At 69.4% G+C, this 21920-nt stretch carries 22 protein-coding genes; 16 read left to right on the top strand and 6 right to left on the bottom strand.

All coding sequences use genetic code 11. The annotated features are described in order from the left end of the window. The first annotated feature begins 335 nt into the window (after window positions 1-335). The 11 genes from ON27_RS16040 (at window position 336) to ON27_RS15990 (ending at window position 10072) form a co-directional block, all read left to right on the top strand. Window positions 336-956, top strand: a complete 621-nt coding sequence (locus ON27_RS16040; protein ID WP_157227211.1) for a hypothetical protein — start codon at window positions 336-338, stop codon at window positions 954-956. 27 nt (window positions 957-983) lie between these two features. Next, entirely contained in the window at window positions 984-1655 is a 672-nt protein-coding gene (locus tag ON27_RS16035; RefSeq protein WP_083887611.1) for a TetR/AcrR family transcriptional regulator, read from the top strand. 40 nt (window positions 1656-1695) lie between these two features. Then, window positions 1696-2733 (top strand): zinc-dependent alcohol dehydrogenase, encoded by a 1038-nt coding sequence (locus ON27_RS16030; protein ID WP_043727021.1) that lies wholly within the window; start codon window positions 1696-1698, stop codon window positions 2731-2733. A 343-nt stretch (window positions 2734-3076) separates the two neighbouring features. Then, a complete protein-coding gene (locus ON27_RS16025) occupies window positions 3077-3886 on the top strand; it encodes a helix-turn-helix transcriptional regulator (protein ID WP_043727018.1) in 810 nt (269 codons plus the stop codon). Continuing rightward, window positions 3883-5319 carry a Fe-S cluster assembly protein SufB gene (sufB, locus tag ON27_RS16020; RefSeq protein WP_043727016.1) on the top strand — a complete coding sequence of 479 codons (1437 nt, stop codon included), beginning with the start codon at window positions 3883-3885 and terminating at the stop codon, window positions 5317-5319. Before ON27_RS16025 ends, sufB begins: the two co-directional genes overlap by 4 nt. Further along, window positions 5319-6497, top strand: a complete 1179-nt coding sequence (sufD, locus tag ON27_RS16015) for a Fe-S cluster assembly protein SufD (RefSeq protein ID WP_043727014.1) — start codon at window positions 5319-5321, stop codon at window positions 6495-6497. The genes sufB and sufD overlap by 1 nt, the downstream gene beginning before the upstream one ends. 40 nt (window positions 6498-6537) lie before the next feature. Further along, window positions 6538-7314 (top strand): Fe-S cluster assembly ATPase SufC, encoded by a 777-nt coding sequence (sufC, locus tag ON27_RS16010; RefSeq protein ID WP_043727013.1) that lies wholly within the window; start codon window positions 6538-6540, stop codon window positions 7312-7314. Between the two features lies 1 nt (window position 7315). Next, window positions 7316-8569, top strand: coding sequence for a cysteine desulfurase (locus tag ON27_RS16005; RefSeq protein ID WP_043727002.1), 1254 nt, complete (start codon window positions 7316-7318; stop codon window positions 8567-8569). A 3-nt stretch (window positions 8570-8572) separates the two neighbouring features. Continuing rightward, window positions 8573-9070 (top strand): Fe-S cluster assembly sulfur transfer protein SufU, encoded by a 498-nt coding sequence (sufU, locus tag ON27_RS16000; RefSeq protein WP_043727001.1) that lies wholly within the window; start codon window positions 8573-8575, stop codon window positions 9068-9070. A 41-nt stretch (window positions 9071-9111) separates the two neighbouring features. Beyond that, window positions 9112-9450, top strand: a complete 339-nt coding sequence (locus ON27_RS15995; protein WP_043727134.1) for a metal-sulfur cluster assembly factor — start codon at window positions 9112-9114, stop codon at window positions 9448-9450. Window positions 9451-9640: 190 nt separating this feature from the next. Then, window positions 9641-10072: a DUF4189 domain-containing protein gene (locus tag ON27_RS15990; RefSeq protein ID WP_043727000.1), complete on the top strand. Its 432-nt coding sequence runs from the start codon at window positions 9641-9643 to the stop codon at window positions 10070-10072. A gap of 139 nt (window positions 10073-10211) precedes the next feature. Here ON27_RS15990 and ON27_RS15985 read toward each other — a convergent pair whose 3' ends face one another. The 3 genes from ON27_RS15985 to ON27_RS15975 all read right to left on the bottom strand — a co-directional run bounded on the left by ON27_RS15985 (window position 10212) and on the right by ON27_RS15975 (window position 11943). Further along, the gene (locus ON27_RS15985; protein WP_043726999.1) at window positions 10212-10751 is read right to left on the bottom strand and encodes a hypothetical protein; all 540 of its coding nucleotides are present in this window, start codon (window positions 10749-10751) and stop codon (window positions 10212-10214) included. Continuing rightward, window positions 10733-10990: a hypothetical protein gene (locus ON27_RS15980; protein ID WP_157227210.1), complete on the bottom strand. Its 258-nt coding sequence runs from the start codon at window positions 10988-10990 to the stop codon at window positions 10733-10735. Before ON27_RS15980 ends, ON27_RS15985 begins: the two co-directional genes overlap by 19 nt. Before the next feature lie 212 nt (window positions 10991-11202). Further along, window positions 11203-11943 carry an SDR family oxidoreductase gene (locus tag ON27_RS15975; protein ID WP_043726989.1) on the bottom strand — a complete coding sequence of 247 codons (741 nt, stop codon included), beginning with the start codon at window positions 11941-11943 and terminating at the stop codon, window positions 11203-11205. Window positions 11944-12148: 205 nt separating this feature from the next. Between ON27_RS15975 and ON27_RS15970 the strand changes: the two genes are divergently transcribed. Further along, complete coding sequence (locus ON27_RS15970; RefSeq protein ID WP_043727131.1) at window positions 12149-13477, top strand: NAD(P)/FAD-dependent oxidoreductase; 1329 nt, start codon at window positions 12149-12151, stop codon at window positions 13475-13477. 119 nt (window positions 13478-13596) lie between these two features. Continuing rightward, window positions 13597-14217 carry a hypothetical protein gene (locus ON27_RS15965; RefSeq protein WP_086007490.1) on the top strand — a complete coding sequence of 207 codons (621 nt, stop codon included), beginning with the start codon at window positions 13597-13599 and terminating at the stop codon, window positions 14215-14217. Between the two features lie 34 nt (window positions 14218-14251). On the opposite strand, the gene ku is transcribed toward ON27_RS15965, so the two are convergent. Beyond that, window positions 14252-15232 carry a non-homologous end joining protein Ku gene (ku, locus tag ON27_RS15960; protein WP_043726987.1) on the bottom strand — a complete coding sequence of 327 codons (981 nt, stop codon included), beginning with the start codon at window positions 15230-15232 and terminating at the stop codon, window positions 14252-14254. After that, window positions 15229-16341: a lycopene cyclase family protein gene (locus tag ON27_RS15955; RefSeq protein WP_043726985.1), complete on the bottom strand. Its 1113-nt coding sequence runs from the start codon at window positions 16339-16341 to the stop codon at window positions 15229-15231. The genes ku and ON27_RS15955 overlap by 4 nt, the downstream gene beginning before the upstream one ends. A 430-nt stretch (window positions 16342-16771) precedes the next feature. Between ON27_RS15955 and ON27_RS15950 the strand changes: the two genes are divergently transcribed. Next, a complete protein-coding gene (locus ON27_RS15950; RefSeq protein ID WP_051046661.1) occupies window positions 16772-18982 on the top strand; it encodes an MMPL family transporter in 2211 nt (736 codons plus the stop codon). Window positions 18983-19082: 100 nt separating this feature from the next. After that, the gene (locus ON27_RS15945) at window positions 19083-19871 is read left to right on the top strand and encodes a hypothetical protein (protein WP_043726983.1); all 789 of its coding nucleotides are present in this window, start codon (window positions 19083-19085) and stop codon (window positions 19869-19871) included. A gap of 42 nt (window positions 19872-19913) precedes the next feature. Here ON27_RS15945 and ON27_RS15940 read toward each other — a convergent pair whose 3' ends face one another. Continuing rightward, window positions 19914-20678 (bottom strand): SDR family oxidoreductase, encoded by a 765-nt coding sequence (locus ON27_RS15940; RefSeq protein ID WP_043726982.1) that lies wholly within the window; start codon window positions 20676-20678, stop codon window positions 19914-19916. A 166-nt stretch (window positions 20679-20844) separates the two neighbouring features. Between ON27_RS15940 and ON27_RS15935 the strand changes: the two genes are divergently transcribed. Then, window positions 20845-21920: ABC-F family ATP-binding cassette domain-containing protein (locus ON27_RS15935; protein ID WP_043727121.1), on the top strand; the 1076-nt coding region annotated here is incomplete at its 3' end.

Here is a 21920-nt window from a genome sequence, read left to right as displayed (position 1 = left end):
TTGCGGTGGCGCCATACTGAGGCGGCTGTGCGAGTCGTCGGGCTCTCGCGCGCGGAGGCGCGGGGGAGGCCAGCGGTCGCTCCATGGATGGCGTGTCCCTTAGAGAGGCCTGCAGTGACCATCTACCGCTCGTCACCGTCTGGACGCTGCAGTCCTGGCTGTTGCCACGCTCGGAAAGACGGGAGCGGCACGGGGAATCATCCGTCAGCGGATAGGCTTACCCGGTTGTTGTGCGGCTTGGCTGTGTCGCAAGACTGGTTCTCGGTGGCGCAGGTGGTTTCGACAAGTCCATCAGTAGAGGAAGTCGGTAGGCATCCGGTAAATATGATCGGACTGTGACAGATGAGAAGCCCGAGAAGCTTACAGTCAGTCGGCGTTCAGTCGTGATGGGATCCGCGGCGGCTGCCGCAGGCATCGGAATCGGGGTAGCCGCGGCGGCAGCAGTCGACACAGACGACGCCGCGTCGACCGCCGAAGGCTCGTTCACGGTGGTCGACAATCGCGGCAAGCAGCGATTTCTGATGGCGACGACCAAGCCCCCCATCATCCTCAGAGCGACGACATATCCCGCGCAGATGCGGCAAGGACCGGATGCTTCGTATCTGCTGTTCAACGACGAGAACGGCGACGAGAAGGGTGGGATCGCCGCCTCTAGCGTCGGTGCGCAGATCTCGTTGGACTATCCCAACGGGGATGCCATTCATCTGGGAGCCAATTGGGAAGCCGAGCCTGCCGGCGCTGCGCTGACCATGAAGCACATAGGAGATCCGAACACGCCGCTCGAAGAAGCACGTCACACCATGGGTCTGAGGTTGTTCGTCGACACCGAGAACGGAACGGGGCTTACATTGTGCGATCCGCAGGGGCGGCCGCGAATGCAACTGCGCGTGGCGATGGACGGCACACCATCGATTGCGATTCTCGATGAACATGGTGCAGTTGTAAGGCAGCTATAGGCCCCGCTCGCGGGGCACAATCGACAGATGGTTTCGGAGTCCAGGCGGCGGATCGAGGTGGCCGCGTCCGGGCTGCTGGCGCGGCACGGGTATCACGGGTTCGGTCTGAAGGCGTTGAGTGAGGCGGCCGAACTGCCGTACGGCTCGATCTATCACCACTTTCCGGGCGGCAAGGAGGAGATCGCCGTCGCGGCGATCACCGGCACCGGTGTGCTGACCGGCCGGATGATCCGGCAGGCGCCGACCGACGTGTTCGCCACCATGGCCACGCTGTTCGAATTCATGGTGGGCAAACTCGCGGACTCGCAGTGGACCGACGGATGCCCGATCGGGACACCCGCGCTGGACGGCGGCAGCGACGTCGAGGCGGTGCGCTCGGCCTGCGTGAGCGCCTTCGACACGATGGAGCAGGCGTTCGCCGGGCTGCTCGCCGAACTCGGGCTCGGCGGGGAGGACGCGGCCGAACTGGCCACCACCGTGGTCGCCGCCTACGAGGGCGCCACCATCCTGGCCAGGATCCGGCAGACGGACGCGCCGCTGCGCACCGTGGCGAAGTCCATGGAGCGGTTGATCCGGGCCACCTTCGCGGCGGCCGGCATCGGCGGCGATGAGTCAGCGGCGGGCAGCAGGGCTACGCCGGAGGCCGATCCCGCCGGAAGAATTCCGGAAATGTCTGCTGAACAGGACGATCCGAGGTGAAAGCCTTGACTAGAAAGAACGTTCTAGCGACACTCGGACGATGAAGCGTCTGATGCTGACCGGTCCCGGCGCGATGCGCTGGGAGGAACATCCCGACCCCGTCCTGAGCGGGCCGGGCCAGGCGCTCGTGCGGCCGGTCGCGCTGGCCACCTGCGACATCGACCCGGCCGTGCTGCGCGGCGCCTTCCCGCTGCCGGGGCCGTATCCGTTCGGGCACGAGGCAGTCGCGGAGGTGGTCGCGATCGGCCCGGAGGTCCGTGGCGTCGCCGTCGGCGACTCGGTCGTCGTGCCGTTCCAGATCTCCTGCGGTACGTGCCGGGCCTGCACCCGGGGGCGGACCGGAAACTGCACGAGCCATCCGCGGCTGTCCACGTTCGGCCTCGGCGCCATGGGCGGCCTCGACTGGGGCGGGTTGTGGGCCGACCTGGCCCTCGTGCCGCACGCCGACGCCATGCTGGTCCCGCTGCCGCCCGGCGTCGACCCGGCCGCGGTGGCCAGCGCCAGCGACAACATCCCGGACGCCTACCGCGCGGTCGGGCCGCGCCTGGCCGACGATCCCGGCGCCGAGACGCTGGTGCTCGGCGGGCCCTCGGCGCCGTCGATCGGGTTGTACGCCGCCGGGCTCGCGGTCGCCCTCGGCTCCGCTCGGGTGGTCTATCTCGACAATTCCGTCGAGCGCCTCGACATCGCGAAGTCGTTCGGCGCGGAGGCGATCGAAGGACCGCCGGACGCGCGGGTCGGCCGGTTCCCGATCGTCGTGGAGGCGGGCGGCGGCGCGAAGGCGTTGCGCGCGGCGATCGACGCGACCGCCTACGACGGGTGGTGCACCAGCGTCAGCGTCCAGTTGCGGGACGTCGCGGTGCCGATGTTGGACATGTACACCCGCTGTTGCACCTTGCACACCGGCCGCGCGCACGTCCGCCCGGTCATTTCGGAGGTCCTCGACCTCGTCGCGACCGGACGCTTCGACCCGTCGCTGGTCACCACCGCGACAGCCGCCTGGGACGAAGCGGTGGACGCGCTGCTGGAACTGCCGATGAAGCTGGTGGCGGTACGCGCGGACGCCCCTTCGGCGTGAGGCGCATCCGCGCGAAATGCTCCGGTGGGCATGGTGCCGATTTCGGTTTGTGACCAATCGCACTCTTGGTGATCGCGCTCGCTCGGTCCATCGGCTTGGAGCGCTTTCAACGGGGACGTGCCGGGCCGGATGCTCGCGCGGCGCCGTCCGTCTGCGCAGGTCAGCGGAACGGGCTGCGGAAATCGAGCGGCGGTGGCGGAATCAGTGGGTTCCCATGGGGTCGCCGCCGCGCGGGAGATGTCGCGCGAGTGGCACCGGTGGCGCGATCTCCGCAGGTCGGTCGGGTCCAGAACTCAGGGCACCCTTATTAGATTTCAGGAAGTAATTCCGCCACACTGATGTTGTGAAAACCGTGGGTTTGCGGAGAGGCGACGAAGGGGCTGGTCGCAGGACCGGCGCCGGGTCGGTCGCTGCGCCCGCGACGGTCGGCGGTGAAGGGCATACCCGAGCGGCCATCGTCCAGCTGCTGCTGGAAGAAGGACCGATCACCGCGACCGCCATCGGGAACAAGCTCGGCCTGGCCCCGGCGGGCGTGCGCAGGCATCTGGACGCCCTGATCGAATCCGGTCAGGCGCGCGCGAGCCGATCGGCGCCCTGGCAGCAGAAGGGCAGGGGCCGTCCGGCCAAGCAGTACCAGCTCACCGCGGCGGGGCGAGGCAAGCTCGGCCACGCCTACGACGATCTGGCCGGCGCCGCCATGCGGCAGCTCGGGGAGATCGGCGGGGAACAGGCCCTCACCGAGTTCGCTCGCAAACGGGCACGCACTATCGTGGCCGGGATCGAACCCGTCGCGCAGCACACCCCGCAGCAAACCGAGGCCAAGGCCGAGGAGATCGCGGAGGCGTTCACCGACGCCGGGTTCGCCGCCACCACCCGCAAGGTGGGCGCGGGCGTGCAGATCTGCCAGCACCACTGCCCGGTGGCGCACGTCGCCGAGGAGTTCCCGCAGTTGTGCGCGGCCGAACTCGAGGCGTTCCGCGAGCTGCTCGGCACGCATGTGCAGCGGCTGGCCACGATCGCCAACGGCGACTGCGCGTGCACCACGCACGTGCCGCTGCTGGTCCTGCCCCACCCGCAGACCGGAACTTCAGCACCAACCGCTGCACAGCCCGCAGCGGTACGAACGAACGACTCCGGAAGGAGTGCCGAATGACGACGACCACCGACCAGGTGCAACCGCTCACCCAGGAAGAGGCCATCGCCTCGCTGGGCAAATACGGTTACGGCTGGGCCGATTCGGATGTGGCCGGCGCCAGCGCGCAACGAGGTCTGTCCGAGGCGGTTGTCCGCGACATCTCGGCGAAGAAGAACGAGCCGGAATGGATGCTCGAACAGCGGCTCAAGGCCCTGCGGATCTTCGATCGCAAGCCCATGCCGCTGTGGGGCTCCAATCTGGACGGCATCGACTTCGACAACATCAAGTACTTCGTGCGCTCCACCGAGAAGCAGGCCGCGTCCTGGGACGAACTGCCGGAGGACATCAAGAACACCTACGACAAGCTGGGCATCCCCGAGGCGGAGAAGCAGCGGCTGGTCGCCGGTGTCGCCGCGCAGTACGAGTCCGAGGTCGTGTACCACCAGATCCGTGAGGACCTGGAGGCCCAAGGCGTGATCTTCCTGGACACCGACACCGGTCTCAAGGAGCACCCGGAGATCTTCCAGCAGTACTTCGGCTCGGTGATCCCCGCGGGCGACAACAAGTTCTCCGCGCTGAACACCGCCGTCTGGTCGGGCGGCTCGTTCATCTACGTGCCGCCGGGCGTGCACGTCGACATCCCGCTGCAGGCCTATTTCCGGATCAACACCGAGAACATGGGGCAGTTCGAGCGGACCCTGATCATCGTCGACGAGGGCGCGTACGTGCACTACGTCGAGGGCTGCACCGCCCCGATCTACAAGTCCGACTCGCTGCACTCCGCGGTGGTGGAGATCATCGTGAAGAAGGGCGGCCGCTGCCGCTACACCACCATCCAGAACTGGTCGAACAACGTCTACAACCTGGTCACCAAGCGGGCCAAGGCGGAGGCGGGCGCGACCATGGAGTGGATCGACGGCAACATCGGCTCCAAGGTCACCATGAAGTACCCGGCGGTCTGGATGACCGGCGAGTACGCCAAGGGCGAGGTGCTCTCGGTGGCGTTCGCCGGCGAGGGCCAGCACCAGGACACCGGGGCGAAGATGCTGCACCTCGCGCCGCACACCTCCTCGACCATCGTGTCGAAGTCGGTGGCGCGCGGCGGCGGTCGGGCCTCCTACCGCGGCCTGGTGCAGGTGAACAAGGGCGCGCACGGCTCGAAGTCGACGGTCAAGTGCGACGCCCTGCTGGTCGACACGATCAGCCGCTCCGACACCTACCCCTACGTCGACATCCGCGAGGACGACGTGACCATGGGGCACGAGGCGACCGTCTCGAAGGTCTCCGAGGACCAGCTGTTCTACCTGATGAGCCGCGGTCTCACCGAGGACGAGGCGATGGCGATGGTGGTGCGCGGCTTCGTGGAGCCGATCGCCAAGGAACTGCCGATGGAATACGCGCTCGAGCTGAACCGCCTGATCGAACTGCAGATGGAAGGAGCCGTCGGCTGATGGCAGTGGAGAACGTTGCCGAAGCGGCCGAGGCCCGTACCCCCGCGGTCAACAAGGGTGAGGTGTTCACCTCCTTCGACGTCGACGCCTTCGAGGTGCCGTCGGGGAAGGACGAGGCGTGGCGGTTCACACCGCTGCGCCGCCTGCGCGGCCTGCACGACGGCACCGCGGTCCGGGACGGCCACGCGGTCGTCGAGGTCGCCGCGGCCGAGGGCGTGACGGTCGAGACCGTCGACCGTGCCGACAGCAGGCTCGGCGCGGGCGGCGTGCCGTCCGATCGCGTCGCCGCGCAGGCCTACTCGGGCTTCGAGCGGGCCACCGTCGTGTCGGTCGGCAAGGAAGTCGAGGTCGCCGACCCGGTCACCGTCACGATCACCGGGCCCGGCGAGGGCAGGACCGCTTACGGCCACCTGCAGATTCGGCTGGAACCCTTCGCCAAGGCCACCGTGGTCATCGACCAGCGCGGTAGCGGAACCTACGCGGAGAACGTGGAATTCGTGCTGGACGATTCGTCCAAGCTCACCGTGGTCGCCGTGCAGGACTGGGCCGACGACGCCGTCCACACCACCGCGCACCACGCCAAGCTCGGCCGCGACGCCACTCTGCGGCACACCTCGGTCACCCTCGGCGGCGACCTGGTGCGTCTGACCGGCAACGTCCGCTACGACGGTCCCGGCGGCGACGCCGAACTGCTCGGTCTCTACTTCGCCGACGCGGGCCAGCACTTCGAGCAGCGCCTGCTGGTCGACCACGCGGTGCCGAACTGCAAGTCGAACGTGCTGTACAAGGGCGCGCTGCAAGGCGATCCGCACTCCCCGAAGGGCGACGCCCGCACCGTATGGGTCGGCGACGTGCTGATCCGCGCCGCCGCCGAGGGCACCGACACCTTCGAGGTGAACCGCAACCTGGTGCTCACCGACGGCGCGCGCGCCGACTCGGTGCCGAACCTGGAGATCGAGACCGGCGAGATCGTCGGCGCGGGGCACGCCTCCGCGACCGGCCGTTTCGACGACGAGCAGCTGTTCTACCTGCGCGCCCGCGGCATCCCGGAGGACGCCGCCCGCCGCCTGGTGGTGCGCGGATTCTTCCACGAGATCATCCAGAAGATCGCGGTGCCCGAGGTCCGGGAGCGGCTGGAGGCGGCCATCGAGGCCGAACTCGCCGCCATCGGCGCCTGATCAACGACGACCCCACATTCGGCAAAGGAATTCGAATTCGATGACCACCCTGGAAATCAAGGACCTGCACGTCGAGGTCGCCAACCCCGACGAGTCCGGCGAGCCCATCAAGATCCTCAAGGGCGTGAACCTCACGGTGCGATCCGGTGAGACGCACGCCATCATGGGGCCCAACGGCTCCGGCAAGTCGACGCTGTCCTACGCGATCGCCGGGCACCCGAAGTACACGGTGACCTCCGGCTCGATCACCCTCGACGGCGAGGACGTGCTCGCGATGTCGGTGGACGAGCGCGCGCGGGCCGGTCTGTTCCTGGCCATGCAGTACCCGGTCGAGGTTCCGGGCGTCTCGATGTCGAACTTCCTGCGCACCGCCGCCACCGCCGTGCGCGGTGAGGCCCCGAAGCTGCGGCACTGGGTCAAGGAGGTGAAGGAGTCGATGAGCGAACTGGAGATCGACGCCGCCTTCGCCGACCGCAGCGTGAACGAGGGCTTCTCCGGCGGCGAGAAGAAGCGCCACGAGATCCTCCAGCTGGGCCTGCTCAAGCCGAAGATCGCGATCCTGGACGAGACCGACTCCGGCCTGGACGTCGACGCGCTGCGCATCGTCTCCGAGGGTGTCAACCGGTACAAGGAGCGCGAGAACGGCGGCATCCTGCTGATCACGCACTACACCCGCATCCTGCGCTACATCCAGCCGGAGTTCGTGCACGTCTTCGTCGGCGGCCGCATCGTCGCCCAGGGCGGCGCGGAACTCGCCGAGGAGCTCGACGCCAACGGCTACGTCCGCTTCACCGCTAACGCCACTGCTGGAGCTTGATATGACCGCTACGGTCCGCACCCTCGACGTCGCCCGTATCCGGGCCGACTTCCCGATCCTGAACCGCACGGTCCGGGACGGGAAACCGTTGGTGTACCTGGACTCCGGCGCGACCGCGCAGCGGCCCATCGGCGTGCTCGAAGCCGAACGCGATTTCCTGATCACGAGCAACTCGGCAGTGCACCGCGGCGCGCACCAACTGGCCGAGGAGGCGACCGACGCCTACGAGGGCGCGCGGGCCGACATCGCGCGGTTCGTCGGCGTCGACGCGGGCGAGATCGTGTTCACCAAGAACGCCACCGAATCGCTGAACCTGGTGACCTACGCGTTCGCCGACGACCGGTTCCCCTACCACGTCGGCCCCGGCGACGAGATCGTCGTCACCGAGCTGGAACACCACGCGAATCTGGTGCCCTGGCAGGAGCTGGCCCGCCGCACCGGCGCCACGCTGAAGTGGTACGGCGTGACCGAGGACGGCCGGATCGATCTCGACTCGCTGGAATTGTCGCCCGCCACCAAGGTGGTCGCGTTCACCCACCAGTCCAACGTCACCGGCGCGGTGGCCCCCGTCGAGGAGCTGGTGCGCCGGGCGAAGGCGGTGGGCGCGCTGGTCGTGCTCGACGCCTGCCAGTCGGTGCCGCACATGCCGGTGGACTTCCGTGCGCTCGGCGTGGATTTCGCGGCGTTCTCCGGGCACAAGATGCTCGGCCCGTCCGGTGTCGGCGTGCTCTTCGGCCGCCGCTCGCTGCTCGAGGAGCTGCCGCCGTTCATCACCGGCGGGTCCATGATCGAGACGGTCTTCATGGACCACAGCACCTACGCGCCGCCGCCGCAGCGCTTCGAGGCCGGGGTGCCGATGACCTCCCAAGTGGTCGGATTGGGCGCAGCCGTGCGGTATCTCGAAGAGATCGGCATGGACGCCGTCGCGGCGCACGAGCACACGCTGGTCGGAGCGGCGCTGGACGGGCTGGCCGGAATCGACGGCGTGCGGATCATCGGCCCCACCGAGAACGTCGATCGCGGCGGGGCCGTGGCGTTCGTGGTCGAGGGCATCCACGCCCACGACGTCGGGCAGATCCTGGACGACGAGGGCGTCGCCATCCGGGTGGGCCACCACTGCGCGTGGCCGCTGCACCGGCGCTTCGGCGTCGCCGCCACCGCGCGCGCGTCCTTCGCGGTCTACAACACTGTCGCGGAGGTCGACGCGCTGGTCGCCGCCGTGCGGAAGGCTCAGAGCTTCTTCGGAGTTGCATAAGACATGCGCATGGAGCAGATGTACCAGGAAGTGATCCTGGACCACTACAAGCACCCGCACCGCCGGGGGCTGCGCGAGCCGTTCGGGGCCGAGGTGCACCACGTGAACCCGACCTGCGGCGACGAGGTGACCTTGCGCGTGCGGCTCGACGACAACGGTGACGTCGCCGACGTCTCCTACGACGGCCAGGGCTGCTCGATCAGCCAGGCCGCCACCTCGATCCTCACCGACCAGGTCATCGGGCTGCCGGTGCAGCAGGCGCTGAAGGTGGTCGACTCCTACAGCGAGATGATCTCCAGCCGCGGCACCATCGAGGGCGACGAGGACGTGATCGGCGACGGCATCGCCCTCGCGGGCGTGTCGAAGTACCCCGCGCGGGTGAAGTGCGCGCTGCTGGGGTGGTTGGCGTTCAAGGACGCCGTCCTCAGGATCGGGCCCGAGCAGCCCGCGAGCGCCGCGGAAGAATCGAAGCGTCCGAACGGAAACGGGGAAGCGTCATGAGCGACACACCGGCCACCGACACGACCGAGCAGACCGCCGAGCTGTCCGAGCTGTCCGAAGAGGACGTCAAACTGCTCGAGGACATCGAAGAGGCGATGCGCGACGTCGTCGACCCGGAACTGGGCATCAACGTCGTCGACCTCGGTCTGGTCTACGGCTTGCGCGTCGAGCAGGACAATGTCGCGGTCCTCGACATGACGCTGACCTCGGCGGCCTGCCCGCTGACCGACGTCATCGAAGACCAGTCCCGCAACGCGCTGGTGCGCAGCGGCCTGGTGGAGGATCTGAAGATCAACTGGGTCTGGATTCCGCCGTGGGGTCCGGACAAGATCACCGAGGACGGCCGCGAGCAGCTGCGTGCGCTCGGGTTCACGGTGTAGTTCGCCAGGCTGACAGCGGCCGCCGGCAGCGCCCGAACGGGTGCTCCGGCGGCCGAGTCGTATCGCTGGACCGGGAGTGGATGACGCGATCTGCCGCCTCGCCGGGAGTGGGAAGTCGGCGCTTTCGACAAAGCCGGCGGGCGGGACCATGATCTGAGCCCGGAGTCGTTCGCCACACGGGGAGGATCACATGTCGGTGCCGCACAAGGCTGCCCTCGGGCTCGCGGCGGTCTCGGCCGCCACCTGCGCGGTAGTCGGCGGTCCCGCGGGCACAGCGGGTGCGGCCGGGACCTACTACGGTGCGCTGGCGCTCTCGTCCAGCACCGGCGCGGTCGCTTCGGCGGTGGACTACGCGAGCGCCGCCGCCGCCGAGACCGCGGCCCGGACGCAATGCGGCGTCACCGATTGCCGTACGGTCGTGCAGTTCTGGAATGCCTGCGGCTCGGTCGTGCGCGGCGCCGACGGCAAGCACGGATGGGCGTGGGGGCCCACCCGCGCCGAGGCCGAGCGCCGGGCTATCGACGTTCTCGGCCCCAGCGCGCCGCCTTTCCCGAGCCTCGGCAGCGCCATTCCCCGGCCTGCGAGCGTTCGGCTGACAGCCTGCACTTCGACCGCCGGTTAGTTCGGCGGCGCGATAGTTCCGGGCGCGGCGGAAGTGTCCTTGCTCGACAGCGCCGCGGCTGGACTCATCGAGCCGGGCGTGCGCGTCCCGGCCGCGCGGCGGCGGACCCGGATTCGGAAGTAGGTCTGCGCGCTCGTGTTCATGAGCACTTGCCGTCGCGGACGCAGGCGAGCAGCAGCTGCGTGACATCTGCCCGTGGCGGCGTCGTCGAGCGCGGCTGGACGGCCAGCGGGATCGGCGCGAAATCGGTCGCGTGCGCCGTGCCGAGCTGGGTGGCGGAGCGGAAACCGTACCGCTTCCAAGCGATTCGCTGGAGCTTCTCGTCCTGCAGCGCCGTGATCAGCCGATGAGCGGGGGCGGTGAGGGTGAGGATCGGATTGCCGTTGAAGATGGTCGGATCCGGGTAGAGCATTCGGGCGTTCGCCAGAAGCGCCTCGGTGGCCGGTCGGTTGTCGCGGTAGTCGACCAGTTGGCGCAGGATCTGGCTCTCGTATCCGGCGTACAGCGTGGCCGCTCCCTGGATGAGCCATTCCCGGAAACCGCCGTCGGAACTGTCGGACTGCAAGCCCTGCGCGTCGTAGAGGTCGCGCACGGCGGCCAGCCCGGATCTGGCCTCGGCGACCGTCGGCGGCTGGAAGACGTCGTTGGAGGCGATGACCGTCAACTCCAGTGGCAGCAAGGTGAATCCGGAGTTCGAGGACTTCGGTCCGTGCTGGTGATGCGAATGGGGCCGGCCAGGTCGCGCGCGCCCAGCGATTCCCACCGCAGACAGAATCCGTCGTAGGGCGCGTCGCCCCCGTCCAGCAGCCGAGCCTGGTCCACCGACCCGAGTTCGGTCATGGTGCAGGTCAGCTTCTGCTCCCGGCACCACGGCTGCACCACCTGCTGGAACACCGCGTCGTGCTCGGAGCCCGCCACGATGTTCAGCACATTCGCGGCCGGGGCCGGACCCGCGATCCTCCCCGCAGGCCGACAGCAGGCCGCACACTGTGGTGAACGCTGCGACAAGCAATTTCGTTGCGGCGATACGGCAATTCGCCACCTTCCCCTCGATGACGCGATCGTAAGCGGCGGTGGCGGGGGAGTGGTGAATAGCCGGTGACGTCCTAGCGAATCCTCATCGCCACGGCTCAGTGGGCTTTCCGCAGCCAGTCGCGGTAGTGGGTGGGGGCGAGGTGGGCGTCCGGTCCGGCGATCAGCACATCGCCGGTGACCGCCGCGAACATGCCCGCGTTGTCGTCGGTGACGACGGTCCGGCTGTCCCGGCGCGCGGCAAGGGTGATCCTGCCGAGTTCGTCCAGCGCGAAGACGTCCGGGCCCGCGACATTGCGGATGCCCTCCAGTGGTGTGCCGGTGGCGACCTGCACCACCGCGTCGACGACGTCCGCGGCGGCGATCGGCTGGAGCCGGGTGGCGGGCAGGCGGACGGTGTCGCCGTCGGCGTTCCAGGACAGGACCGCGTCCATGAACTCGAAGAACTGGGTGACGCGCACGATCGAGTACGGCGTCGGGCCCTGCCGCAGCAGATCCTCCTGCAGCGCCTTGGCCCGGTAGTAGTCCAGTTGAGGCACCTGGTCCACGCCCAGGATCGAAAGGACGACCTGGTGCCGCACACCGGCAGCCTCGCCCGCGGCGAGCAGATTGCGCATGGAGGTGCGGAAGAACTCGAGCGACGCTTCGTCGAAGGTCGGCGAGTTCGCCAGGCCGATCACGACGTCCGCACCGTCGAGCGCGCGGTCGAGGCCCGCGCCCGTGAGCAGATCGACACCGGTGGACGGCGCCGCCGGGACGGCCTCGTGTCCGGCCGCGGTCAGCTTCCCGACGACCTGCGAGCCGATTCGCCCGGTACCGCCGATGACTGTGAGCTTCATGGTCTTCCCCTTTCGCGCTGTGCCACCGGAATGTGGTTCTTGCACGCGTCGTGCAGGGTGAGTCTCGGTGAGCAAGTAAACCAAGATCGTCACGAGTACGGGGCGGATTCCCGGCAACCATCGCCCGGGCGAGACGGGCCCGGTTGCCGGTTTCGACGCCGCCGGGGCGGGAATGCGTCGAGGAGTCGACGTGAAGGAGTCCTCCGTGCCGGATGAGAACATCACGGGCCCGCAGCGGGTCGTCATCGTCGGTAGCGGGTTCGCCGGGTTCACCTGCGCCCAGAAGCTTTGCCGCATCGCGGCGCGAGCCGGCCGGGACATCGAGGTCGTGCTCGTCACCCCCAACGACTACATGCTCTATACGCCGCTGCTGCCGGACGTGGCGGGTGGACTGATCGACCCTCGCTTCGTCGCGATCTCCCTGGCCGACGCACTGCCGCGGGTACGGTTGGTGGTAGCCACGGCGCGCTCGGTCGACCTGCGGAACAAGACCATCACGGTGGCCGGGGACCACCAGCCGCCGCGAGAGCTTTCCTGGGATCGGCTGGTGCTCACGCCGGGGTCGGTCACCCGGCTGTTCGACATACCGGGATTGGCGGAACACGCGCGGGGGCTCAAGACTGTCGCGGAGGCGCTGTACTTGCGCGAGCAGTTGTTGCGCCAGCTCGAACTCGCCGACGACGAAGAGGACCCCGAGGTGCGGCGGGCTCGCCGCACCGTGGTCGTCGTCGGGGCGTCCTACGCGGGCACCGAGCTCGTCGCGCAGCTGCGCGCCCTCGCCGACGCCTACGCCGCCCGCCGCGGCTTCGACCCCGCCGAGGTGCGATTCCTCCTGCTCGACATGGCGCCCAGGGTGATGCCCGAGGTCGGCGAGCGGCTCAGCGACAAGGTGCTGAAGGTTTTGCGGCGACGCGGCATCGACATCCGGTTGGAGACCTCGCTGACGAAATTGACCGACAACCAGGTCGAACTGACCGACGGCACGGTCGTCCCGACGTACACGGTCGCCTGGGTCACCGGGGTGACGGGAGCCCCGGTGCTGGGCACGCTCGGCCTGCCGCTGGAGAAGGGCCGGGTGATCGTGGACGCCGAGCTGGGCGTTCCCGGACATCCGGACGTCTTCGCGGGCGGCGACGCGGCAGCGGTGCCGGACCTCACCGAGCCGGGCCGGATCACCCCGCCCACCGCGCAGCACGCGTCCCGGCAGGGCAAGACGCTGGCCAGGAACGTCGCCGCCAGCCTCGGCATCGGCACGGCCGCCCGGTACAAGCACCGCGACCTGGGCTTGGTGGTCGACCTCGGACCCGGCTTCGCGGTCGCGAACCCGATGGGCATCCGCCTGTCCGGCCTGCCCGCCAAGGCGGTGACCCGCGCCTATCACACCTTCGCCGTGCCGCGAGCGGTCAACCGCTGGGCGATAACGGTCTCCTACCTGACCATCGCGGTCACTCCCCGGCCCCTGGCCCTGCTCGGACTCGTCAGCCACGAGGAAGCCAGCTTCGGCGCCAGCGAGGGCATTCCGACGCCGGAGTGAGTCCGCGTCCGGAGCGCAAAGCGCGGAGCCGAGGCGCACACGCCGCGCTCGGCACCGCCGAGCCGGGTTCTCCGGCGAAACGCGTGCGCGAGGCCGACGGCAGCGGAGATGATGCGGGGGTGGACGAGGTGACGTACCGGCAGTCGCGTGAAGGGCTGCACGCGGTGGCGGAAATGTTGATCGCCGGGCCGCAGTACCGAGAGTTCGGCACCATCCGGCTACGGGCAGTGCAGGGGGGTTTCGGGGGTGTGCCGTGGCCGGTGTCGGTGGTCGGCGAGGAATTGGTGTGGCCGGAGGGGCGCATTCGGCTGGAGGGCACGTATCGAGAGGTCGCCCGGGCCGCCGGTTTCGAGCCGGGGCCGCCGGAAGGAGCGTACGCGGACACGACGGGAGTCGACCTCGACGAGGCGATCGCGGTGGACCCCTCGGCGGCCGGGCTGATCGAGCACTGGTTCGCGGTGGGGGACAAGGCATTGCGCTGTCTGGCGCCCAGCCTGACGCCGGTGCTGTGGCCCGAGCATTTCGATCTGGCCGCGACGATCGATGAGGTGAACTATGGGGTGTCGCCGGGCGACGCCGCGCATCCCGGCCCGTACGCGTATGTCGGCCCGTGGACCCCGCGCACCGGCGATTTCTGGAATGCGCCGTTCGGCGCGCTGCGGCGCCGCGACGCGGTGAACACCGTGGCGGCGCTGCTCGGGTTCTTCGAAGCGGGCCGCGAACACGCGGCGCAAGTCTGACCTGCGCGCACACGCCTACGGTGTCCGACGGAACCTAGGCGCCCTTGCGGGCCGCGGTCTTCTTGGCCGCTTTCTTGGCAGGCGCCTTCTTCGCCGCGCTCTTCGAAGCGGTGCTCTTGGCCGTGCTCTTGGCCGCGGCGCTCTTGGCAGCGCCGCTCTTGGACGCGGTGCTCTTGGCCGTGGCCTTCTTCGCCGTCTTCTTCGGTTCGCCGCCGTCACCGCCCGCGCTCCGGCGACCGCTGGCCTCCAGGCTGCGCTGTAGCGCGGCGACCAGATCGACCACTTCGGCATCCATCCCGCTCGGCACCGCCTCCGGCTGCTCGGGCACCTTGCCGGTGCCGCTGGCGATCGCCTCGTCGAGCAGTCGTTTGAGCTCGATCTGGTACTCGTCGGTGAACTGGTCGGGATCGAAGTCGTCGGACATGGCGTCGACGAGCGTCTCCGCCATTTTGATCTCCTGCGGCCGGGGTTCGGCGACACCGTCCAGGGATTCGAAATCGACGGAACGGACCTCGTCGGGCCACAGCAGCGTCTGCAACACCAGAATGCCCTCCCGCACGCGCAGCGCCGCCAGCCTGGTCTTCTGGCGGAGCGTGAAATACACCAAGGCGGTGCGTTCGATCTCCTCCAGCGTCCGCGCGAGCAGGACGTAGGCCTTGGGCGTACTGGAATCCGGTTCCAGGTAGTAGCTCTTCTCGAACAGGACCGGGTCGATCTGATCGGACGGCACGAACTGCAGCACCGGGATCTCGTGCTTCTCCGCCACGGGCAGTTTCGCGAAGTCCTCGTCACTGAGCACGACCTTGTCCCCGTCGGGGGACTCGTAGGCCTTGTCGATGTCGGTGTACTGGACGGATTGACCGCACACGGTGCAGACACGGTCGTATTTGATCCGTCCTCCATCCTTGGCGTGCACCTGATGGAACCGGATGTCGTGGTCCTCGGTGGCGGTGTAGACCTTCACCGGGACGTTCACCAGCCCGAATGCGATCGAGCCCTTCCAGATCGATCTCATGGAACCATCATGGCCGAAGCCCCTCGACCTCGCGAGCGAACCGGAATCCCGAGTGTCGCGGCCGCGACACGCCGACGCAGCGGACCCGGCAGAGCTCCGAAGAGCGATCGCATGGCCGCGATCGTGCCGCCGAGGTCGGCGCGGCCCGACAGGTACGCCCGCTGCGCCGCCGGAGACAGCGTGAAGAACGTGTCGAAGAACACCGGGATGTCCTCGGGCGGCAAAGCCAGCAGGGCGCGCAGCCCGGCGCTGCGCAAACGGTGGACGGCGCGCGCCGCGGCGGGCCAGACGTCCTGTCCCGCCGCCATGGCGTCGGCCGAGGCCAGCGCCGCGCCGACGCTGTATCCGGTCGCCGGGTGCAGGAACCCGCCCGCCGCGCCGAACCTGCGCGGCCCCGGGCGGCCACCCTGCACCGGGAATCGGACGTGCTCGACGGGTTCGGCTCCGGTGAGCTCGACGCCCCTGGCGCGGAGCCGGTGGCGCAAGCGCGTCCGCAGTTCGGCGCCCGTGAGTGCGGGACGACCGGCCAGGCAGGTCTCCTCGAGCAGCATCCGCTGGTCGTCGAGCGGGACGGCGTAGAGGAACGAACGCGGCGCGCCGGACGGGGCCCCGTTGTCGGAACGCCAGTCCATGAACAGCGGGTCCAGGCCCGCGCAGCGGCTCGCATCGGTGATCACGCCGTAGGCGGTCTGCTCGGCGCGTGCCGGGGACCGGGTGAGTCCGCGTGCGTCGACTACTCGCCCGCCGGCGATCGTCGCGCCGGACGCCAACCGCACCCGCTGGGCAGCGACGTCGACCGCGCGATCCACGACGACCCGCGCATCGGGAAGCCGCAGTGCGATCTGCAGTCGCGCGTTGTCGAGCACGATGTAGGGACGGTCCAACCGGTGAGCGCGAGTTCCCCAGGCCAACGGCCGGGGGACCGTCGCCGCGACGACCTCCGGCGTCAGCCAATCCGGCAGCTCGTCGGCCCATGCCGCGTAGGTGGCCGTCCACGCGCGCTCCGGAGCGGGATCCACCACGGTCACCGCGAGCCCGCGAACCGCCGCGCGGTGCGCGAGAGCGCGACCGGCCGGGCCGAGACCGCAGACGACGAGGTCCGGCTTCACGCTGCGCCCCTTCGGGACGAGTGGAGTGCGATACGCATGCTTCGAGCCTCCCATTCGCCCGCACGAGGCGAGCGCACCGACGTGTCCGGCGAGGGCCGAGATGAACTTCCCGCGAACATTCCCGCGGCGGTTCTTGCCGCGGGTGGGAGTGTGCGCTGGTCCCGATCACGCTGCTGGTGATCGGGGGCCGCAGCAGCACTGCGGCCCGGGGCCGCGACTCGGCCCGGTGGACGGAATGTGTTCGCGCTCACCGTAGTTTCTCGCACGTTGCTAGGATGCCGGGGCGCTGGCGCACGCATCCGGCCCGGTGCCGAGTGTGCGGTGTCGGCGTACCGGCGTGCCGTGGATGGCGCGCCGGGCACGGTGCCGACCGGAGCCCGCTGGAGTCGGGCGAAAGCGGCGCGACCGGAACGAGTTAGGGGTAGACGCAGTGTTCGAACTGACCAGGCGGCGCAGCCGATGGATCCTGGCCGTGTTCGTGGTCCTCGCACTGGCGATGGGCACGCTGAGCGCGACGCTGTTCGACAAAGTGCAGGGCGGCGGGTACATCGACCCCGACAGCGAATCGAGCCGGGCGACCGCCGTGCTGCGGGACACCTTCGGTCAGGCCACCCCGAACCTGGTGCTGCTGGTGCAGACTCGCCGGTCGGTGGATGACGACGCGGCGGCCACCGCGGCGACGAACCTGGTCACCGAACTGAAGTCGGTGTCCGGCGTCGCGGGCGTCACCTCGTACTGGACCGACAAATCGCCCGCGCTGCGCAGCACCGACGGCACCAAGGGGCTGATCGTGGCCAGCGTCCTCGGTGCGGAAGCCGAGGTCGACAAACGGGTGGGTGATCTGGCCGACCGGTTCGGCGGCACCCAGGGCCCGCTCGAGGTGCGGGTGGGCGGCTACGCGATGCTGCTGCACGAGACGGTGCAGCAGAGCGAGAAAGACGTCGTGCTGGGCGAATCCATCGCTTTCCCGATCACGCTGATCGCGCTGCTGCTGGTGTTCGGCGGCCTGGTCGCGGCCAGCCTGCCGCTGGTGGTCGCGATGATCACGGTGATGATGACGATGGGCGCGCTGTGGCTGATCGCGAGCGTCACCGATCTCGCCGCGACCGCGACCAACGTCGCCACCTTGCTCGGGCTCGGCCTGGCGATCGACTACAGCTTGCTGATCATCAGCCGCTACCGCGACGAACTGGTCGCCGGGCAGCAACCCGGGGCCGCGGTGGCCGCCACCATGCGCTCGGCGGGCCGGACCGTCGTGTTCTCGGCCGTCACCGTCGCGGTCGCCCTGTCGGGGCTGCTGTTCTTCCCGCTGCTGGCCGTGCGGTCGATGGGATACGCCGGTCTGGCCGTCGCCGTGATCGCCGCGACGGTTTCGCTGACCGTGCTGCCCGCGATCCTGTTCCTGCTCGGCACCAAGATCGACAACGGACAGCTGTGGTGGTTCCTGCGCGCCGCCCGTCCCGCGCCCGGCGAGGGCGCCTGGCATCGCCTGGCCCGATTCGTGATGATGCGGCCGGTGCCGATCGGGCTGGCGGTGACCGCCCTGCTGCTCGTGCTGGGCGCACCCTTCCTCGGCGTGAAACTCGGCTTCCCCGACGAACGTTCGCTGCCGGAGTCGATGAACAACCGCCAGGTCACCGAAACCATCCAGCGGGACTTCGCCGCCACCGAACAGAACGGGCTTTTCGCGGTGCTGCCCGAAAGCGCTTACAGCGCGGCGGGACTGGACGCCTATGCCCGGGAGCTGTCGGAAATCGAGGACGTCCGCCGGGTCGACACCGCCACCGGCAGCTACAGCCACGGCGGTCTGCTCGCCCCGCCCACCGCGGCCAGCGAGCGCTTCCGCGCCGAGAACGCCGCCTATCTCGCGGTGGTCCCGGACACCACCGATCCCGGCGCGCTGGACCGGATCGCGCGCGACGTGCGCGCCACGCCCGCCGCGTCACCGGTGCTGGTCGGCGGCGTGGCCGCGGCCAACGCGGACGCGATCGGCGCGGTGGTCGCGGCTCTGCCCTACGCGCTGGCGTTCGTCGTCCTGATCATGATCGTGGTGCTGTTCCTGCTCACCGGTAGCGTCGTGCTGCCGTTGCTCGCGGTCGTGCTCAGCTTCCTGAGCCTCACCGCGACCTTCGGCGCGCTGGTCTGGATCTTCCAGGACGGTCACCTGTCCGGCCTGCTCGGCTTCACCGTCACCGGCGACCTGCCGCCGACGGTTCCGGTGATGCTGTTCGGCGTCGCGTTCGGCCTCGCCATGGACTATCAGGTCTTCCTGTTGGCGCGGATCAGGGAGGAATACCAGCGCACCAGGTCCAACGCGCTGGCGGTCACCTCCGGGCTGGAACGGATCGGCCGGATCGTCACCGCGGCGGCGGTCCTGATCTCGCTGGTCTTCCTGGGCTTCCTCGCCTCCGACATCACCTTCATGAAGGCGTTCGGGATCGGGCTCCCGCTCGCGGTCCTGGTGGACGCCACCCTGGTGCGCGGCTTCCTGCTGCCCGCGGCGATGGAACTGCTCGGCCATTGGAACTGGTACGCGCCCGGTCCGCTGCGCAAGCTGCACCAGCGGTTCGGCATCGAGGAGGAGCCTGCCGCCCCGGCTGTCGCGGGCCGGGAGGACTGGCTGCAGCCCGCGCGGCTGTGACGGGCGTCCCGGCCGACTCGATCCGGTAGGGTCGGCCGGGCAGTCCGGGGAGGCCCACACGGGGTGGGACGGCTGCTGGGAGATGTGGAGGGCGACCGGGATGACCTATCCATCCGGTTCCGGATTCGATGGCGGCCACCAGGAGCACGGGAAAGCGGACGAGGCGCGGTACCAGTCCGACTGGGGGCGGATGGAGCCGCCGAGCGCGTACCCGATGACGGCGTGGGAGGCGCCGCCGCTGCCGCCGCCGCCCGAATCGAAGACCGGCGTCGTCGTCGCCGGACTGGTCGCCGTGATCGTCGCCGTGGTGGCGGCGGTCGCCATCGGTGTGGCGGTGTTCCCGCGCGAGCACGGGCACGCGCGAACCGCGGCCGGCTCCGCCGAAACGACCACCTCCGCGAGCGGCGTCACCAGCACCCAGCCGGTGCGCCCTTCGTCGGCCAGGCTGAGCTACACCGAATACGCCAAGGACTGGAACTTCCGGTTCGATCGAGTGCAGCTGCACGCCGACTGGGTCGACGGGCGTGATCACCTCGGGTGCGGCCCCATCGAGGCCGCGGGCAAGCTCACCGCCCTCGGCTGCGTCTACGCGGCGGAACTGGTGTACCGGGCCGAAGGCGGCGCGCTGATGCTCACCCAGTTCGTCCTCGGCATGGCCGACGAGGGCCGGGCGGCGGCGGCGAAGGACCGGTTCACCGACGCCGACCTCACCCTGCGTCCCGGCAGCTACGTCAAGGGCTACGCCAACGGCAAGTGGAAGGACGGCAGCGAGAAGGAATTCGTGGTGATCACCTTCGCGACGGCCACCGACGTGGTCGACGCGCCCACGGTCGAGAAATACCTGCGCTACCGGCACGCCGACATCCTCGGCGCCCTGGCGTTCCGGTAGCGCTGGCCGCTCGCGCCGGAGCGAACGGCCGTCGGGCGCGGGTCAGATCCCGCCGGTGGACAGCAGGCCGCCGTCCACCCGCACCGTCTCGCCGGTGATCCACGCCGCCTCGTCGGAGACCAGGAAGCCGATCAGGCGCGCCACGTCCTCCGGCGTGCCCAGCCGCTTCATCGGGTACACGCTCGCGGCGCGCTCCTCGTCGGCCGAGTACAGCGCGTCGGCGAACTTGGTCTTGATCACGCCCGGCGCGACCGCGTTCACCCGGATCTTCGGCCCGAGCTGCCAGGCGAGCTCACCGGTGAGGTGGATCAGCGCGGACTTGGACGCACCGTAGGCGGCGATCACGCCGGTCGAGCGGATGCCCGCCACACTGGCCACGTTGACCACGGCGCCGCCGTTGTCGCGCATCCACGCCCGGTAGGCCTGCTGGATGTAGCCGAGCGCCGCGACCACGTTCACGTCGAAGATCTTGCGCACCGCGTCCAGGTCGGCGTCCATCAACGATCCGTAGACCGGGTTGATGCCGGTGTTGTTGATCAGCACGTCCAGCGAGCCGAACTCGGCGACCGCGCGCTCGACCGCGGCCGCTCGATCCTCGGCGACACCGGAGTTGCCCGCCAGGGCGACGACCTGGCCCTGGTGCCCCAGCGCGCGCAGCTCGGCGGCGGCTTCCTCCAGCGGATCCTTCTTCCGCGCGGTGATCAGCACGTTCGCGCCGCGGCCGAGCAGCTCCGCCGCGACCGCCTTGCCGATGCCCCGGCTGGCCCCCGTGACCAGAGCGCTTTTGCCCAATAGATCGGTACTCATGGCATCGCACGGTAGCGCAGCTGTTCGCCCGAGCCGTTACCGCCGTCACATGCGGGGTGCTGGAATGGGGGAGGACCGTTCGTCCCGGTAAAATCGGTGGTTCTTGTGCGCGTCGGGTCGCACAATCGAGCACGCGTCCAGCACCACGATCCGCGAGGAGAAATTTGTGATCACCGCGACCGACCTGGAGGTCCGGGCCGGAGTCCGCACCCTGCTGTCCGCTCCCGGACCGGCGCTGCGGGTGCAAGCGGGGGACCGGATCGGGCTGGTCGGGCGCAACGGCGCGGGCAAGACCACCACGCTGCGCATCCTCGCCGGGGAGGGCGAGCCGTACGCGGGAAAGATTCTCCGTTCCAGCGATATCGGCTACCTGCCCCAGGACCCGCGCGAGGGCAACCTGGACGTGCTGGCCCGGGACCGGGTGCTGTCCGCGCGCGGCCTGGACACGCTGATCCGGGAGATGGAGAAGCAGCAGGCGTTGATGGCCGAAGTCGCCGACGACTCCGAGCGCGAGAAGGCGGTCCGCAAGTACGGCAGGCTCGAGGAACGGTTCTCGGCGCTCGGCGGCTATGTCGCCGAGAGCGAGGCGGCGCGTATCTGCCACAGCCTCGGTCTGCCCGACCGGGTGCTGGGCCAGCCGCTGCGCACCCTGTCCGGCGGTCAGCGCCGCCGAATCGAACTGGCGCGCATCCTGTTCGCGGCTTCCGACGGCAGCGGGGGGCGCTCGGACACGATCCTGCTGCTGGACGAGCCGACCAACCATCTCGACGCCGACTCGATCACCTGGCTGCGCGGATTCCTGCAGAATCACGACGGCGGCCTAATCGTGATCAGTCACGACGTGGAGCTGCTCGCCGACGTGGTGAACAAGGTGTGGTTCCTGGACGCCGTGCGCGGCGAGGCCGACGTCTACAACATGGGCTGGAAGAAGTACCTCGACGCGCGCGCCACCGACGAGCAGCGCAGGCGCCGCGAACGCGCGAACGCCGAGAAGAAGGCGAGCGCGCTGCGTGCCCAGGCGGCCAAGCTCGGCGCCAAGGCCACGAAAGCCACTGCGGCGCAGAATATGGCCAAGCGCGCCGATCGCCTGCTGGCCGAGCTCGACGACGTTCGCGTGGCCGACAAGGTCGCCCGGATCAAGTTCCCCGAGCCCGCGGCCTGCGGTAAGACGCCGCTGATGGCCGAGAACCTGACCAAGGTCTACGGTTCCCTGGAGATCTTCACCGGTGTCGACCTGGCGAT

The sequence above is a fragment of the Nocardia asiatica NBRC 100129 genome (genome assembly GCF_000308415.1).
Taxonomy (GTDB): domain Bacteria; phylum Actinomycetota; class Actinomycetes; order Mycobacteriales; family Mycobacteriaceae; genus Nocardia; species Nocardia asiatica.
Note: the sequence above shows the minus strand (reverse complement) of the source record. Positions and strands in the feature narration are given on the sequence as shown.